We start from the raw sequence: 16,757 nt of genomic DNA on the forward strand, positions 1-16,757 counted from the left end.
ATTCATTCAATTTTCAGTGATAAAACAATCGCCCTTTCTCTTCGCTTTTAAAGGTCGGTGCAAATACATTTATATGTATCGGGTAAATATGCATTGAATCAAGAGGGATTTATTGACAGGATTTGTTCACTAAATTGACATCACCATATTCCACACAAGGGGGTGGGGGATGTTTTCCCCATTGCGTGGATGAATTATCGGATCCTCTAATATGACCTGCCATGTTTCTTTTCTGCAAGCTTTCGATTGTAATCGCTGTAATCTCCTTTTTTTGGCGTGAAAAGAAAGGCTGCAAGATTTCCAGCTAAAACAAGAAATGCGAAACAAAGCCATGAAAAGATAAAATACCTTTCCAACCCTTGTGCCTGTAGTGAAAATTGTGGAATCGCATACATAAGCAAAGCAATTGTCAACAGGATACAAAGTAAATAACGATGCTTCATTCAATCCCTCCATCCCATTCATATTTTATCAGGTGAAAAGCATCATCATACATGCTTTTCTGCTCCCCAACGACAAGTCCATTACTATATGTTATGCGATATTTTCTTTTTCATTTCTTAAAATGATACATCAGTTATTAATAGGTTAGGACATCTCCTGCTTTCATTATCTTCCCATTTCCTTGTTTTAACAAATGCAAAAACCGATGTGGATCTTGCTTGATTGGTGGAAATGTATTGTAATGGATCGGCACAACAATCTTTGCTTGTAAAAATTCTGCAGCCAGAGCCGCATCCTCTGGTCCCATTGTAAAATTATCGCCAATTGGGAGGAAAGCAATATCTATAGGATGGCGTTCACCAATTAATTTCATATCGGAAAACAGTCCAGTATCTCCTGCATGGTAGATCGTCTTTCCTTCTGCTGTCAGCAACACGCCCGTCGGCATCCCTAAATAAATAATTTCCTTTTCTTCTGTTATCATTGCAGAGCCATGAAAAGCAGGTGTTAACTTTACTCTCCCGAAATCAAAATCGTATGCACCACCAATATGCATTGCATGCGTATCAACACCTTGCCAGCTTAAATAATTCGCTATTTCATTATTGGCAATAACGAGCGCTCCACTTTGTTTCGCAATTTCAACCGTATCGCCAACATGATCACCGTGGCCATGGGTCAAAATAATCACATCTGGGTGCTCTTCCTCAACTTTCAAATCTGTTAACGGATTTCCATTAATAAAAGGATCGAATAAAATAACTTTCCCATTTGTCTCTACTTTTACAACAGAATGTCCATGATAAGATATGTTCATCAAAAACCACTCCCTCTGTTTTTCCATTTTTTTAATCGTAACATGTTGAAAACAATTGCCAGCAATAAACTTGATATCATAAAAAAGCACAGATCGGATGAAAGCATGTTTCATCTACTATGAAATCAGCTTCTTTCATAACAGTCAAGCATCAAACACGAGACATCCCCCATCTTCCCTCATTTTAACAAAAAGTATATGTTCTAAAAAACGTTATTCAAGAATGTTAAGTTATTTGCTATTTTTTTAATTTTTTTGTGGATTTTTTTATTTTCTGAAGATTATGGTAGGATATAAAAACAGTACAATCATATATGCATATTTATTTTATGATATATTACTTTCATCAGAAAAAATAAAAGAGGTATTAGAATGAATAAGACCAAATTTTTCGAAAGAGTTATAATAAATAATCTTAAATATAAAATCTCTTATCTTGCAAATAAAACGAATGAAATGGCAGTGATAGAAACAGATGAATTTCGACATTTATTAAAAGAGCAATGATCACATAAACATAGTAAAGTGACACTCCCTTATTAAGGTATTCTCTTATAAGCTTGAAAACTTGTTTTTAAAATCAACTTTTGTATGAAAAAAACTCTTTACATTTCTAGTTTACAAGTAAAATGTTTCCTGTTACGCTCAGTTTATCATTTGTCCAGTGAACCAGGATACAGGACAATTATTGTAGCGCTTTATCATGAACAAGGTATTCATCATATCCTAGTAGGAAGGGAAGGCGAAAAATGAATAGAAGGTTAAAACAACTAGTACAATGGATGCGGGACGAAGATATTTCCGCTACTTTTATTACGTCAACAGAAAATGTTTTTTATTTAAGCGGGTTCCATAGCGATCCCCATGAACGTTTGCTCGGTTTAGCTGTTTTTCAAGATGCAGAACCGTTTCTTATTTGCCCTGCAATGGAAGTAGAAGATGCAAAAAAATCTGGATGGAAATATGAAATCATTGGCTATTCTGATATTGATCATCCTTGGGAGCTTGTACAACAAAGTGTTGAAAAACGTACAAGTGAAATCAACGCTTGGGCAATCGAAAAAGAACACTTAAACGTAGAAAGATATGAAGAATTTTTAGCGAGATATGGAAAAAGCCGCTTTTATACAGCGGAAGAAAAACTTCGTAAGCTTCGTATGATCAAAGATGCACACGAAATGAAAGAAATAAGAATTGCTTGTGAACTTGCCGATTTTGCTATGGAAGTCGGTGTCAATGAAATTGCTGAAGGAAAAACAGAACTTGACATTGTGGCGGCAATCGAATATGAAGTAAAGAAAAAAGGAGCGAGCATGTCGTTCGCTACAACGGTTTTAGCTGGAAAGAACGCAGCATCTCCACATGGAGTACCTGGATTAACGTCGATACAAAAGGGAAATTTTGTCCTTTTTGACTTGGGAGTTTTGTATAAAGGCTATTGCTCTGATATAACCCGTACAGTTGCATTTGGAGATATAAACGCGGAACAGCAGCGCATCTATGAAACAGTCTTGCAAGCACAGGAAGCTGCTGTGAATGCCGTTCGACCAGGCATCATGGCAAAAGAACTAGATTTAACCGCCAGACGCATCATTACAGATGCTGGATATGGCAGCTATTTCACTCATCGCCTCGGTCATGGCCTCGGCATAAGTGTTCACGAATATCCTTCGATCACAGAAGAAAACGAATTAGAAATGCAAGAAGGAATGGTCTTTACTATTGAACCTGGCATTTATGTACCTGAAGTAGCAGGTGTTAGAATCGAAGATGATATTTACGTAACGAAAGCAGGGGGCGAAATATTAAATAGGTTTCCAAAAACACTTCAATTTATCTCGTAATATAACCGGGCTTAAAGCCCGGCTTTACTATGATTTTATTTCACTGAGAACCGTTTTTGCTTCCCGATATTCGAGCTGCAGCGCTTCAGCTACAGCTTTATGCGTAATGTAGCCATTTAATGTATTCATTCCTTTTAATAAGGCTTCATTTTCTAAACACGCTTTTTGATAGCCTTTATCGGCTATTTGAAGTGCATATGGCACTGTCACATTCGTCAATGCCATCGTAGATGTTTGCGGTACAGCCCCTGGCATATTAGCGACTGCATAATGCACGACACCGTACTTCTCATATGTAGGATCATCGTGCGTCGTCACTCGATCAGTCGTTTCAAAGATACCGCCTTGGTCAATCGCAATGTCAATAATAACAGATCCAGGCTTCATTGATTGCACCATTTCTTTTGTCACTAGCTTCGGTGCCCTTGCTCCTGGAATGAGGACTGCACCAACAACAAGGTCTGCTTCTTGTACAGCTTGTGCAATATTATAGTGGTTGGACATTAAAGTCGTTACTTCATTTCCGAAAATATCCTCCAACTGTCGTAAGCGATCAGGATTCACATCAATAACAGTCACTTGAGCACCAAGTCCGACCGCTACTTTGGCGGCATTCGCACCAGCCATCCCTCCACCAATAATTGTTACTTTTCCGCGATGTACACCCGGCACCGCTGACAGAAGAATTCCCTTTCCGCCATTTGTTTTTGAAAGATACTGAGCGCCAAGCTGCGTTGCCATTTTCCCGGCAACTTCACTCATTGGCGTCAATAATGGCAATGCACCATTTGGAAGCTGAACTGTTTCATAGCCAAGACTGATCATTTTTTTCTCAAGCAGTACTTTTGCTAATTCAGGTTCTGCAGCGAGATGCAAGTAAGTGAAGAGGATCAGTTCTTCTCGGAAATACTTGTATTCTTCTTCGAGCGGCTCTTTTACTTTTAAGACCATATCTACTGTCCAAGCATCACTAGCATCTGCAACGATTTCAGCTCCTGCTCGTCTATATTCCTCATCTGTAAAGCCTGAGCCTGCTCCTGCACCAGCCTCTATAAGCACCTTGTGTCCTGCACCTGTTAACGTTACAACACCTGCTGGAGTCATTGCCACTCGATTTTCATTGTTTATTTTCTCTTTAGGCACACCGATCAGCATTTTATTATCCTCCTAATTTAAAATGAGTAATGAGCAAATATAGGAGTTTTTTGAAGTTGCCGATATGTGCTCATTACAAAATCACTCCCGCTTATAGAAGCAGGGGGCTGAACCCACTTCTATAAGCTAAAGTAATTATATTTTATCAAATAAAAAGTAATATTCCTATTAATTTTTGAGGGAGAGAACAACTCCTCTCTCCCTCTCAGCCTTGTATTTTTCCCTTTTAACTTCTCCTAAGACTCCTCTTGCTTCTCTCTAGTTAATGGCTTATTTTCATCTATTTGCCCGCTTTCATATGCTTCTGTAATCATCTGATGAATGTCGTTTATTCCTTCAGGATCATCGGTAATGATTTCTTTGTCTGTTTTTTTTCCCACTTTTATCAACTCCTTCACTACTTTTTATCCCACATCTAACTGGCAGTAAGACCCCCACTTCAAGAGTAAGAGGGAATCGAAGAAGCCTAGGTGGGGGATAACTGCCAGTCAAATGTCCGATTGGTTCGGGCCAACAGGATGTTGGTCACTCAAGCGTTGCGACAGGACGTCGCGCTTTTAGCTTGAGATCCTTTGTATGGAGGTGAGAGAAAACCCCCACTCATGGAAGTTTCACTTTATTATTGTTCGAAATTTATTTACTGCTATACTGTCCCAAATGTTGTAAAATAAAGATAGGATAAAAGTTGTGTTCAAAAAAAATGCTGTATGTCAGTTCGGATGTTCGAATGGGTAAGATGATTTCTCATTCATTGTTATTTCCGTTATATACAAACTTACATACACTTAAATTTTTCAGTTTTTTAAGCGTTTTCTATTTTGATCTTTCATTATCTTCGCGCTTATTTTTTGAACACACATAAAAAGAAATTATCCATCTTAACTTATTGCTTTTTACAGAGAAATCGCCTTAAAAGGCAACATAACATGGGAGGAGACGAAAAGGATGACATTAACTTACAATAACATTCTTGTAGCTGTCGATGGCTCTAAAGAAGCAGAATGGGCTTTTAAAAAAGCCATTGAGATTTCTAAGCGAAATCAAGCGCAATTATCACTCGTACATGTCATTGATACTCGTTCATTTGCCGCTATTGATGCCTATGATGGCACGATGGCAGAAAGAGCAGAAAAATATGCAAAAGAGCTATTAGAAAGATATAAACTAAAAGCAGAACAATCTGGTGTTAAAAAAGTAACGTCTATTGTAGAATACGGTTCACCAAAGGTGACGATCGCTAAAGATGTGTCAAAAAATATAAAGGCTGATCTCATTATTTGCGGGGCCACCGGCCTTAATGCAGTGGAACGTCTTTTAATTGGAAGTGTATCTGAACATATTACACGTTCAGCACCATGTGATGTTTTAGTCGTGAGAACACAAAAAGAAGATGAATAAAAGAGAAAGAAGAGCCAGCCAAAAGCAGAGCTCTTCTTTCTTTTTTTCAAAAAAGTGGTGTCTGATGGAATTCAGCCTATTAGAAAAACGGAACAAAATGTTCCGTTTAAGACATCGCTTTGCTTAATGACTGTTTCGCCTTTTCCAGTTGTTTTTCCACCTGTTGAAAGCCTGTGCCTCCATAGGAATTTCTTCTTTTAATCGCTCTGTGTGGAGATAAAATCTCAAAAACATCTCCTTCGATTTGTGCAGCACCATCCTGCAGCTCTTCCAAAGTTAAATCTTGCAAATAGCAGCCTTTTTGAATACAGGTAAAAACAAGTTTACCGACAATTTCATGAGCCTGGCGAAATGGCATCCCTTTGTTTGCCAAGTAATCAGCAAGCTCTGTCGCATTAGAAAAATCGCGATGAACAGCTTGCTCCATGACATCTTTTCTTACCGTCATTGTTTTAATCATCCCAGCAAAAATTTTCAATGATCCACTTAACGTTTCAACAGTATCAAACATGCCTTCTTTATCTTCTTGCATGTCTTTGTTGTAGGAAAGCGGCAGTCCTTTTAAGACCGTTAATAAGGACATTAAATGACCATAAACACGCCCCGTTTTTCCCCGAATTAATTCTGCCATATCAGGATTTTTCTTTTGTGGCATAATGCTGCTTCCAGTAGCATATGTGTCATCCAATTCAATAAATTGAAATTCCTGGCTAGACCATAAAATGATTTCTTCCGCTAATCTAGAAAGATGTGTCATCGTCAACGAAGCATTGCTTAAAAACTCAACAATATAGTCACGGTCGCTAACAGCATCCATACTATTCTCATATATTTGAGAAAAACCAAGTAATTTTGCTGTATAAGCACGATCAATTGGAAAGGTCGTTCCCGCTAAAGCACTCGCTCCTAATGGAGAAAGATCAATTCTTTTTAAGCTCTCCTGAAAACGCTCTTTATCCCGCTCCAGCATCCAAAAATAAGCGAGTAAATGATGAGCAAATGAGACAGGCTGCGCTCTCTGCAAGTGTGTATAGCCCGGAATCGCTGTCTCGATATGCTGCTCAGCTTGCTCAATAAGAGAAGTTTGCATTTCCTTGAGAAGCTCAATCATTGTGATCACACATTTTTTTAAGTAGAGATGCATATCAGTGGCAACTTGATCATTGCGGCTTCTTCCTGTATGCAACTTCCCTGCAACAGGTCCGATATCATCGAGCAGCATTTTTTCTAAATTTAAATGAATATCCTCTTCTGAAACTGAAAAGACAAGCTTTCCATTGACTGCTTTTTCCTGCAAACGCTTCAGTCCATCAGAAATTGTCTTGCTTTCTTCTTGTGAAATAATGCCGCAGCTGCCCAGCATGTTCACATGAGCTAAGCTTCCTTCAATATCCTCCAAGACTAGTGCTTGATCAAATGTAATCGAAGCGCCAAATTCTTCGATCCACTGTGCTGGTGTTTTTGAAAAGCGGCCACCCCATAACTTTTTCATTGCTTTACCTCTTCTTTTTTATGCACCATACTATGGACCTCCGTTGGCAAGCCCCAAAGTTTAATAAATCCGACTGCTGCTGATTGATCAAATTCATCATCTGCTGTATAGGTTGCAAGTTTTTCATTGTACAAAGAATGCGGCGACTTTCTGCCTTCTACTATAGCATGGCCTTTAAATAACTTGACACGGACTGTTCCATTCACAAATTGCTGCGTTTCTTTCAGAAAAGCAGATAAAGCTTGTTGTAATGGTGAGAACCATAGACCGTCATAAATAAGCTCCGTCAATTTCTTTTCTATGACTGGTTTAAAGTGTGCTAATTCCTTTACTAATGTGATATCTTCTAATTCTTTATGTGCTGTTATAAGTGTAATTGCACCTGGGCATTCATATACTTCACGAGACTTAATGCCGACAAGTCTATTTTCGACATGATCAATTCTGCCGATGCCATGCTTTCCTGCAATGTCATTAAGATGTAAGATTAAGTCGCTCAATGCATATGAAACACCATTAACACGAACTGGAACCCCTTTTTCAAAATCAATTTCGATGATTTCCGGTGTATCCGGCGTTTCTTCCAGGGCCGTTGTTAAATCATATGCATCAGCGGGCGGTGTAGCCCATGGGTCTTCTAAAATACCACATTCATTGCTTCTTCCCCATAAATTTTGGTCAATGGAAAAAGGACTATCTAAATTAATTGGAATCGGAATGCCTTTTTCCTTCGCATAAGCAATCTCTTCTTCACGCGACCAGCTCCATTCACGTACAGGTGCAAGGACTTCTAAATTTGGATTTAATGCTTTAATCGCAACTTCAAATCGAACTTGATCGTTCCCTTTTCCTGTACATCCATGAGCGACAGCATCCGCATTTTCTTGTTTAGCAACCTCTACTAATTTTTTAGAAATTAATGGTCTTGATAATGCTGAAACTAACGGATATTTCCCTTCATACATTGCATGTGCTTGAAGTGCTGTTAGTGCAAAATGTTGTGCAAATTCCTCTTTTGCATCAATCACATAGCTTTTAACAGCTCCTACTTGCATCGCTTTTGCTTGAATGAAGTCTAAGTCTTTCCCTTCACCGACATCAAGGCAGCATGCAATCACATCATATCCTTGATCCTTTAACCATTGAACGGCAACAGAAGTATCTAATCCGCCAGAATAAGCTAGAACTACTTTCTTTTTAGTCATCCCTTTGTTCTCCCTCTCTTTTTAAAAGGTTGTCGAACACGCGATGAAAGATTGTTCAAAAGTCTAGGAAAAACAGTCCTTGTAGGGAAGATGGAAGAAGCGTATGCATTTTGTAAAACATATTATTTTCAGAATGCATCGATTATGCATTTCTGCTCACTTCAGTGTATTCCTTAAAATTATCCTTTTGAACGTATCATTCATCATTGTGTACACACACCTAAATGAATAGTTATACAAAATTATTTATTTTTAATCAAAATAGATTGTTTAAAGGATATCAAGGAATGGATCATATTTCAATACTTATTCTTAAAATTGTATAAAATCTTTTTGGATTTCTCTCATGACATGTCCTAATTCAGGCAATATCAATCGATTCATTGCTAGCCGTACTGCTCCCGTTGATCCTGGCATAGCAAAAATAACTTTTTGCTTATATGTACCTGCTGCTGCTCTGGAAAGCATCGCTGCTGAGCCGATATCCTCCTGATAACTAATCATTCGAAATAATTCGCCAAAACCTACGATTTCTTTTTCAAAAAGTGGCTGTACTGTTTCAATCGTCACATCTCTTGCGGCAACTCCAGTTCCGCCGTTCAAAAGAATAACGCTTACATTCTCTTCGTCAATGACACCCTCAATTTCACGGAGAATTTCTGTTTTTGTATCAGACACTATTTCGTAACGTACAACTTGATGGCCAGCTTCTTTTAGAAGCTCTTTTATTAATTTTCCACTAGTATCAGTATAATCGGTTCTTGTATCGCTTATCGTAAATACAGCACAGCCAACTATTTGCGGCGCTGCATTTTTATGCTCATAAACACTCATGATTCTCCTCCTTTTTTATCTAATAAATATCGAAATTGATAATACTTTGCAGCTAAATCAGTAACCCTTTTCGTCATACGGAAATTTATCATACTGCCAATCGTCATCGAAATAAGTGGCAGCGAGGTTGATTTTTTTTGTTTAATACTTAGAATGAGGCATAGTTTACCTAATTGTTTTAATATTTCCTCTACATATATTGGCTGTATGAATGCTTCATTTCCTTCATAAAAATAGATTTGTGTTTCTCGCTCAGTGTCTGCTAATAGTTCTTGCCATCCATCATAAAGGAAGCGTTTGGGAAGTGTGCTAAGACGAAATAGTTTTAAGGATGCCATCATTTCAGACGGTTTTTGAACATCATATCCATAAGTCATTGCAATTAATTGAATGACTCGCATTTGGATGACTGCTAAAACTAGTGAATCAGAGAGAATCGCGAGTGGCTTGCCAGTTCCCGTTATCCCACCTTGGATAAAAGCGTACAACCGATGCTTAGAAGCATGCTGATCACAAAGATAATGCAACTGATCAAGTGATAAGTGCTTCATATCGGTCAGGTTTGTTATTGTATGATCAAATATTCTCCCTGACTGTATAATTTGTTCTCTAGCCTCTAATTGAAAACTGCTGCTCTGCAAAAAAGAATGCATATAAAAAATGGTACTGTTGCATGTAGCAAGAAAACGATCCTGTACTTCTTGGGGCAAAAGTGCAAACGATTGCTGAATCCATCTTGAATAAGAAGTGTGGTCAATACTTCCTTCTTTGAACTCTTTCAATGTTTGCTCCCATTTAAGAAGCTCATTCCAAAATCTTTCATCCTGTTCAGTCCATTTCATTGTTAACCCTCCTCTATTAATATTTTTTGCATTATCTAGGTGCAAAAAAAAGCAAAACCTTTTGATTGTATCGTCGGTTTTGCTTTTTTTCTTTATGCCTTTAGCTTATCAATTCCATTACGTCTCGTGCAATCATTACTTCTTCATTTGTCGGAATAACCATTACCTTTACAGGTGAATGAGGATAATGAATAAATACCTCTTCGCCACATTTTTCATTTAAGATAGGATCCCAATATATCCCCATAAATTCAAGGCCTTTTAAGACACGAGAACGAATAGCTGAACTGTTTTCTCCTATTCCTGCAGTAAAGATGATTCCATCTAATCCTTTCATTCTCGCTGCATAAGAGCCTATATATTTATGAATGCGACTTGCAAATACTTCAAGCGCTAATTCAGCACGTTCATTTCCTTTGGCAGCTTCGGTTTCAATATCACGCAAATCACTTGATAATCCTGAAACACCAAGCATACCGGATTTTTTGTTAAGCACTTCCAGGACCTCATCCGCGGTTTTATTCGTTTTCTCCATAATAAAAGGAATTAATGCAGGATCAATATTACCAGAACGCGTACCCATCGTTACACCCGCTAATGGAGTAAATCCCATCGATGTATCGATTGATTTCCCACCTTCGATGGCCGCTATACTAGCGCCATTTCCAAGATGGCAGGATATTAAGCGCAAATGCTCTAATGGACGTTCGAGCATTTCCGCTGCACGCATAGAGACATATTTATGTGATGTGCCATGAAATCCATATTTTCGGATTCCATAGTCTTTATAATAATGGTATGGCAAGCTATATAAATATGAGCTTTCCGGCATTGTTTGATGAAATGCAGTATCAAAAACAGCAACTGCTGGTACATTAGGAAGCAGCCTCTTAAAGGCTTTGACTCCAGTTATATTAGCTGGATTATGTAGCGGTGCCAAATCTGTAAGCTTTTCGATATCTGCTAACACTTTGTCATCAATAAGAACTGAGTGAGAAAAAGTTTCGCCTCCATGAACGATGCGATGTCCAATCCCATGAATTTCTTTTAAATCTTTAATGATACCCATATTCGTTAATGTATCAAACAAGATCTGCACCGCTGCTTCATGATTCTCAATAACTGTTGTTTGCGTATGTTTCATGCCATCTACTACTATCGTTACGATCGAATCATTTAAACCTATTCGCTCAATGTTTCCTTTCGTAATGATTTCCTCTTCAGGCATTTTAATAAATTGAAACTTTAAAGATGAACTACCTGCATTAATTGCGAGAATGTTTGACATGATGTTTTTAGTGTCATCCTTTCAACTATTGATGTTTTCTTTCTTAGACAATTCAACATATGTGTTCAAAAAGTCTCTGTTTTCACAGCGGCACTCTTATTTTAGTTTTGAAAGTCAGCTAGTTTTTCCATATGGATGATAGGTTTTATTTCCCCAATCTTTCGCACATACACTAGTTAGAAAAACTTTGCTTCTTCCAGTCTCCATTTAAACATTGAATAGATCAGATATCAAGTAGCATTTTACGAACATTTTTCAACTTTTATTTTCCTGAAGCCAAACATCGACTTGTGCAAAAATTCGCATCATTGCTTCTTTATTCGAAAGCTTCGGCAAATCAGCTAATAATACTTGCTTTGGAGGCTTTAACCCCTGCTGTTTTTTTTGTATGATGAAAATGCTTTTGCCTGAAGCTTCGTTTTTAAACAAAGCTTTTGGCAGCTGCATAATGCCTTGAATATAAACTTCTTGCTTTAAAAAATCATGGAGCTTCTTACTCTCATCCTCATGAAAAAGATTGTTAGGGATAAGAAAAAACAAATATCCGCCAGGCTTCGTATGCTTTATACTTTGCTCAATTAATAAATGATGGGCAAATGCCTGTCCGCTCTCCCTATTAAGTTGATATGTAGCTGCATTTATTTGGTTTGGATAGTAGCCGATTGGAAGATCACAAACGATGACATCGACAGGATCAATCATTAATAATGCAAGTGAGTCTTGGCAAAATAAGGTGACTTCTTTTTTTTGCAAATTTGCCCCTGTATAGGCAAGCTTGATTAGCACATCATCTACGTCAACACCATAAGCTTGAATATTGCTGTGATGGAACTGATGCATCAATGTCATAAGCAGGTTGCCAGTTCCGACCGCAGGATCAAGTATCGTAAATTGCTTCGTGTTTTGCAGAAACTTTTCTACTAAATAACTAATGATCATTCCAATAGAGTCAGGGGTCATTTGATGATTTGCTTGGACTGTCTCTTTCATTCCTTTAATCAACGCAAGCTGCCATGCTTGTCTAATCTGCTCACTTGTAAACTTACCAAGCGCTGCAGTTTCATATTTTTTTTGCAGTCGTTTCTTTGTCCATTCACTCAGTTCATCCTGAAGGATCGTTTCCTGAAAAAGATTTTCGCCAGTTTCTACAAGCGCTTCTAAAAATGAACAATTTATTGATTCTTGTATCATTGCTGCAGTTTCATCTAACATATAAAATAACGTTTCAACTGGGGTTTGCTGCATATATTACACCTCTATATTCTCTATCATTTCCTTACAATCCATTTCGTATAACTTTATTGTAGCTTGGTTTTTAAAAGGGAACAAGGAATTATCCTTTTCTGATTGAATCTACAACAACAAAAAAAAGCCCGTTATAAGAAACGGACTTCATTAGATTTTTTTATAAATTAAGATCGTTTTTGGCACATGTCTCGCCATTTGTTGCGTTCTTTTTTATTATTTCTTGAAGTTTGTCGACAACTCCAGGAGCCATGTCCATTATTTTTTCTAAAAGGTGCGTATTTTGATCTAAATGAAGCATTTTTACGCCGCTGTTATTTACAATTAAAAATGCAATTGGCGTAATAGATACACCGCCGCCGCTTCCACCGCCAAACGGATTTTCCAATTTCCCATTCGACTGCGTTTGCGCTTGACCATTTTGTTTTTTCTGTTCCTTACCATCAATTGAAAACTCACTTCCGCCCGCAGCAAAACCAAATCCCACTCTGGAAACAGTTAAAATAACACTTCCATCAGGCGTTTCGACTGGATCGCCAATAATCGTATTGACATCAATCATTTCTTTTATGTTTTCCATTGCTGTTGACATCAGACCTTTGATTGGATGTTCAGACATGTTGATTCCTCCCTATTTTCTCGTCTCTTTTCGTATCGCTAACGGTTGCTAGTCGGAAACCTTTCCAATATTTCAGTATTTTAAATCCTGCAAGAATAGCATTCCCTGCTCTAACTTCAAACATACATAAAAAACGGGTCTGCGTAACAGGATGCTGGAAAGATGGAATTAAAGAAACATCGGGACGAATCATCAATTTCATATAACGGCTTATCATGGCTATCGTCAGCCCCTTGGCTGCCCAGCAAATACCGATTAGTTGCGCTGTCTTATCTGCCTCTTTTAATCCAATTTTTGAATGCCATTCGAAGTGCTGCACCTTCACTGTTTTTAAAAACTTTTTAATGATCATGGAGAGATGAACAATATTTTCCAAAAACTTTTTCGTCTCTGCTATTCGTTGGCGAATATCCGGCCATGTCCATTTTTTTACCTGTTGTGAGTTTCGTACTCCTTTACTGCGTTCCTCGTATACGATTGCAAAATCTTCTTTGTCTATTTTTATTACAGGGACCTCATAGTTATACCGAACCAAGCCGCGCAACGCCCTTATTTTTAGCTGAAAGCGATCATCGTCTTGTAAATGGGCGAAGTCAATAGTAATTGAAATGTTAGTAAATATAAGAAGAATAAAGATAAAGAGGATGATCAAGAAAATGATGACAATTGTTGTCATTTTTGCCCACAACCTTTCAATTAGCCATTATCGGCGAAAAATAAAAAAACTAAACCTGCTATCTTTAGCAGGTTCAGTTTTAAAAATGTTAAGTTGCAGGCTGCATTTGTCGTTTTAAAGCAATCTGTTGACTAGATCGTTCATGAATCACAGTTGTATCTGCCAACAAGTCATGGATGCCTTGCTTTTTCGGAACGAAAGCAACAACGATATATAAAAGATTAAAAAATGTGGACGATATATATCTTCCAAACAACTCCCGGAAAATAACCGTTCCCCATGTCAATTTCTCCTCTTTTATGGAAACAACTTTAAGGCCAAAGATCATTTTACCAACTGTTTGCCCCATCAGTTTTGTCATTAGCACAAAATAAAGATAAAAGACGACCGCATGTGTAATTGTAATTGTCGAAAAGAAGGCAGTATCTCCTAATGGAATATCGAATATGCGAAAAACTGGATTGATAAGTAAACGCATCACACTTCCAATCATTAACAAATCAATTAGATATGCCCAAAAACGCATCCAAAAACCAGCCACTGATACATATTTTTCCTTTTCATGCCTATCAGTTTTGTTAAAAACAGCTTCCTTATCGCTTACTCTTAGATCTTCTTGTTCCTTTGTGACTAAATGTTCTTCATTATTATCACTTATAGGCTGTGCTTGCTGATCATTATCCATGTGATTCCCTCCTATCATTCCGCATATAAATACATCAACCTTGGGGAATTAGGCTGTGTCAGCATTTTAAACGCACCAAACATTTCCCCTTCCTTCCCAGTTATTTTTTGCATCGCTGTTCCAAATAAGGAAGGAAAACCACTATATGCCCCATACCTGACAACGGAAGCACCATCTAATGAATAATCCGCACGGATCGCTTCAATGACTTCCTCTAAGTAGCCAAAGTCATCAATAAGATCCAGTTCCTTTGCTTGACGTCCATCGTAGATACGCCCATCTGCTATTTCCCGTACTCTTTCTTCTGGCATGTTTCTTCCTTCAGCAATCACTTTGACAAATCCATTAAATGAATTATCAAGCATTGATTTCATAATATTTCTTTCTGCTTCTGTCATTTCTCGCGTTTGACTCATAATATCTTTATATTCTCCACTTTTTATAGTGACGAAATCAACTCCAAGTTTCTTCGCTAATTCTCCATAATTGGTTCCTTGCATAATGACGCCGAGCGAACCAGTCATCGTTTCTGGGCTGGCAAAAATTTTATCGGCTGGTGCGGAAACATAATAGCCGCCAGATGCCGCTATACCACCCATCGAAACATAGACAGGTTTTTTCGTTTCTTCTTGTATTTGCACGATTTTCCGATGGATTTCTGCCGATTCCACTACGCCGCCCCCAGGAGTGTTGACACGTAAAATAATCGCTTTTGTCGCGTTATCATCTTTCGCATGATTAAGCTGCTCCATAAAAAGTTTATGGTTATAGCCGCCGCTACTCCAGATTGAAGTGACATCCCCGTTGTCTTGAATAACACCATCTAAGTCAATGATGGCGATTTTTTTCGTTACGCTTCCTTCTTCAATTGTTTTTTCACTCCATTCCTCAAACGCATCTCCCCATAGTTTAGAGAAGTTAGTACTAAATGCCATCGATGCAAAATTGATGATAACGGAAAAAATAAATATGGTTCCTGCAATTAAAATTGCCCACCATCTCTTACTGTTCAAGAGTAAAGACCTCCCTTTTCTAATCAATTCATAAAATATTACGATTTCATTTATTAAAAAGTTTCAATAAGTGATAGACTATCAATGTAACATCCAATCATCAAGAAGACATACTCCTGCAAAACAACTGAAAAATAGGAGTATTATTAACACCTCTCCATCATAGCAAATTGTTGGCCATTCTAAAAATAAGATGGAATAGAAAGGAGAAAAATGATGGCAGATCGTCAACATGTATATCTTTTTTATCGTCAAGTTCCTGAATTAACAAAAAAAGCGACTGAGTTATCAGAGTTAGCAGAAAAAAATGGATTTAACATTGTAGAAAACCATCAAGAAGCAAATATTATTATTAGTATCGGTGGAGATGGAACATTTTTACAATCAGTAAGAAAAACTGGTTTTCGCAACGACTGCCTTTATGTAGGGCTTGCAACGAAAGAAAATCTTGGCATGTATTGTGATTTCCATATTGATGAAATTTCAGAAATGATTGCTGCCATGACAGATAAACATATAAAAGTTAGAAAATACCCTACGATAAAAGTGAATGTAGACGGAGAAGGTACTTTTTATTGTTTGAATGAGTTCAGCATTCGCTCCGGGATTATAAAAACTTTTGCATTGGACGTCTACATCGATGATTTGCATTTTGAAACTTTTTGTGGTGATGGTATGCTTATCGCTACACCAACTGGCAGTACTGCCTATAACAAATCTGTTAAAGGTGCAGTCGTTGACCCGTTGTTGCCTTGTTTGCAAGTAAGTGAAATTGCTTCCTTAAATAATAACCAATTTCGAACTTTAGATTCTTCCTTTATCCTTAGTGGGGACAGAAAGCTTATTTTTCATGTGATACAAGATGGTAATGACTATCCAACGATGGCGATGGATAATGAAGCATTAAGCATCCAGCATGTAAAAAAAGTGGAAGTACAGCTAAGTGGTGAAGTGATTAAAACAATAAAACTGAAAAACAATTCATTTTGGCATAAAGTGAAGCGATCCTTTTTATAACCTTATGAATTATTCAAGGCCTTGTAATGAAACAGAAGCTTATTTATCCCTAATACGATTCATTTTATGATAACGCTGACATTTTATACATAGAGTAGAGTAACCTCTTTCGAGGTTACTCCCTCATCAAACCGTACGTGCCCTACTAAGGCATACGGCTTACCCATGTGTTACTTGTTATGA

18 protein-coding genes are annotated in these 16,757 nt (G+C 37.6%); 4 read left to right on the forward strand and 14 right to left on the reverse strand.

Translation table 11 applies throughout. The features are described 5' to 3' along the window. Positions 1 to 206: 206 nt before the first annotated feature. Together J2S08_RS01865 and J2S08_RS01870 are read right to left on the reverse strand one after the other, a co-directional pair. Entirely contained in the window at positions 207 to 443 is a 237-nt protein-coding gene (locus J2S08_RS01865) for a hypothetical protein (RefSeq protein ID WP_307226091.1), read from the reverse strand. A 137-nt stretch (positions 444 to 580) separates the two neighbouring features. After that, the gene (locus J2S08_RS01870; protein WP_307226093.1) at positions 581 to 1,261 is read right to left on the reverse strand and encodes a metal-dependent hydrolase; all 681 of its coding nucleotides are present in this window, start codon (positions 1,259 to 1,261) and stop codon (positions 581 to 583) included. A 372-nt stretch (positions 1,262 to 1,633) separates the two neighbouring features. On the opposite strand from J2S08_RS01870, the gene J2S08_RS01875 reads away from it, so the two are divergent. Both J2S08_RS01875 and J2S08_RS01880 read left to right on the forward strand, forming a co-directional pair. Next, complete coding sequence (locus tag J2S08_RS01875) at positions 1,634 to 1,768, forward strand: hypothetical protein (RefSeq protein ID WP_307226095.1); 135 nt, start codon at positions 1,634 to 1,636, stop codon at positions 1,766 to 1,768. Between the two features lie 242 nt (positions 1,769 to 2,010). Next, the gene (locus tag J2S08_RS01880; RefSeq protein WP_307226097.1) at positions 2,011 to 3,105 is read left to right on the forward strand and encodes a M24 family metallopeptidase; all 1,095 of its coding nucleotides are present in this window, start codon (positions 2,011 to 2,013) and stop codon (positions 3,103 to 3,105) included. A gap of 27 nt (positions 3,106 to 3,132) precedes the next feature. Here the strand turns inward: J2S08_RS01880 and ald are convergent, their stop codons facing one another. Beyond that, a complete protein-coding gene (gene ald, locus J2S08_RS01885; protein WP_307226099.1) occupies positions 3,133 to 4,260 on the reverse strand; it encodes an alanine dehydrogenase in 1,128 nt (375 codons plus the stop codon). A 236-nt stretch (positions 4,261 to 4,496) separates the two neighbouring features. After that, positions 4,497 to 4,640 carry a hypothetical protein gene (locus J2S08_RS01890; protein ID WP_307226101.1) on the reverse strand — a complete coding sequence of 48 codons (144 nt, stop codon included), beginning with the start codon at positions 4,638 to 4,640 and terminating at the stop codon, positions 4,497 to 4,499. A gap of 565 nt (positions 4,641 to 5,205) precedes the next feature. Here J2S08_RS01890 and J2S08_RS01895 point away from each other — a divergent pair. Continuing rightward, positions 5,206 to 5,658, forward strand: a complete 453-nt coding sequence (locus J2S08_RS01895) for a universal stress protein (RefSeq protein WP_307226103.1) — start codon at positions 5,206 to 5,208, stop codon at positions 5,656 to 5,658. A gap of 106 nt (positions 5,659 to 5,764) precedes the next feature. Here the strand turns inward: J2S08_RS01895 and argH are convergent, their stop codons facing one another. The 10 genes from argH to sppA all read right to left on the reverse strand — a co-directional run bounded on the left by argH (position 5,765) and on the right by sppA (position 15,557). Beyond that, entirely contained in the window at positions 5,765 to 7,150 is a 1,386-nt protein-coding gene (gene argH, locus J2S08_RS01900; RefSeq protein WP_307226105.1) for an argininosuccinate lyase, read from the reverse strand. Further along, the gene (locus tag J2S08_RS01905; protein ID WP_307226107.1) at positions 7,147 to 8,355 is read right to left on the reverse strand and encodes an argininosuccinate synthase; all 1,209 of its coding nucleotides are present in this window, start codon (positions 8,353 to 8,355) and stop codon (positions 7,147 to 7,149) included. The genes argH and J2S08_RS01905 overlap by 4 nt, the downstream gene beginning before the upstream one ends. A gap of 312 nt (positions 8,356 to 8,667) precedes the next feature. Continuing rightward, complete coding sequence (locus J2S08_RS01910; protein ID WP_307226109.1) at positions 8,668 to 9,189, reverse strand: MogA/MoaB family molybdenum cofactor biosynthesis protein; 522 nt, start codon at positions 9,187 to 9,189, stop codon at positions 8,668 to 8,670. Then, positions 9,186 to 10,031 (reverse strand): EcsC family protein, encoded by an 846-nt coding sequence (locus J2S08_RS01915; RefSeq protein ID WP_307226111.1) that lies wholly within the window; start codon positions 10,029 to 10,031, stop codon positions 9,186 to 9,188. Before J2S08_RS01915 ends, J2S08_RS01910 begins: the two co-directional genes overlap by 4 nt. Positions 10,032 to 10,131: 100 nt before the next feature. Beyond that, positions 10,132 to 11,319 (reverse strand): acetate kinase, encoded by a 1,188-nt coding sequence (locus J2S08_RS01920; protein WP_307226113.1) that lies wholly within the window; start codon positions 11,317 to 11,319, stop codon positions 10,132 to 10,134. 255 nt (positions 11,320 to 11,574) lie between these two features. Further along, the gene (locus J2S08_RS01925; protein WP_307226115.1) at positions 11,575 to 12,564 is read right to left on the reverse strand and encodes a class I SAM-dependent methyltransferase; all 990 of its coding nucleotides are present in this window, start codon (positions 12,562 to 12,564) and stop codon (positions 11,575 to 11,577) included. Positions 12,565 to 12,724: 160 nt separating this feature from the next. Further along, positions 12,725 to 13,183 carry a GerW family sporulation protein gene (gene ytfJ / locus J2S08_RS01930; RefSeq protein ID WP_307226117.1) on the reverse strand — a complete coding sequence of 153 codons (459 nt, stop codon included), beginning with the start codon at positions 13,181 to 13,183 and terminating at the stop codon, positions 12,725 to 12,727. Next, positions 13,176 to 13,859: a DUF2953 domain-containing protein gene (locus J2S08_RS01935; protein WP_307226120.1), complete on the reverse strand. Its 684-nt coding sequence runs from the start codon at positions 13,857 to 13,859 to the stop codon at positions 13,176 to 13,178. Before J2S08_RS01935 ends, ytfJ begins: the two co-directional genes overlap by 8 nt. 88 nt (positions 13,860 to 13,947) lie before the next feature. Continuing rightward, positions 13,948 to 14,544, reverse strand: a complete 597-nt coding sequence (locus J2S08_RS01940; protein WP_307226122.1) for an RDD family protein — start codon at positions 14,542 to 14,544, stop codon at positions 13,948 to 13,950. A 14-nt stretch (positions 14,545 to 14,558) separates the two neighbouring features. Then, positions 14,559 to 15,557 (reverse strand): signal peptide peptidase SppA, encoded by a 999-nt coding sequence (sppA, locus tag J2S08_RS01945; protein ID WP_307226125.1) that lies wholly within the window; start codon positions 15,555 to 15,557, stop codon positions 14,559 to 14,561. A 216-nt stretch (positions 15,558 to 15,773) separates the two neighbouring features. On the opposite strand from sppA, the gene J2S08_RS01950 reads away from it, so the two are divergent. After that, positions 15,774 to 16,574: an NAD kinase gene (locus J2S08_RS01950; RefSeq protein WP_307226126.1), complete on the forward strand. Its 801-nt coding sequence runs from the start codon at positions 15,774 to 15,776 to the stop codon at positions 16,572 to 16,574. Positions 16,575 to 16,757: the final 183 nt, after the last annotated feature.

The organism is Bacillus chungangensis (assembly GCF_030812995.1).
In the GTDB taxonomy this organism is placed as follows: Bacteria; Bacillota; Bacilli; order Bacillales; family Bacillaceae_C; genus Bacillus_CF; species Bacillus_CF chungangensis.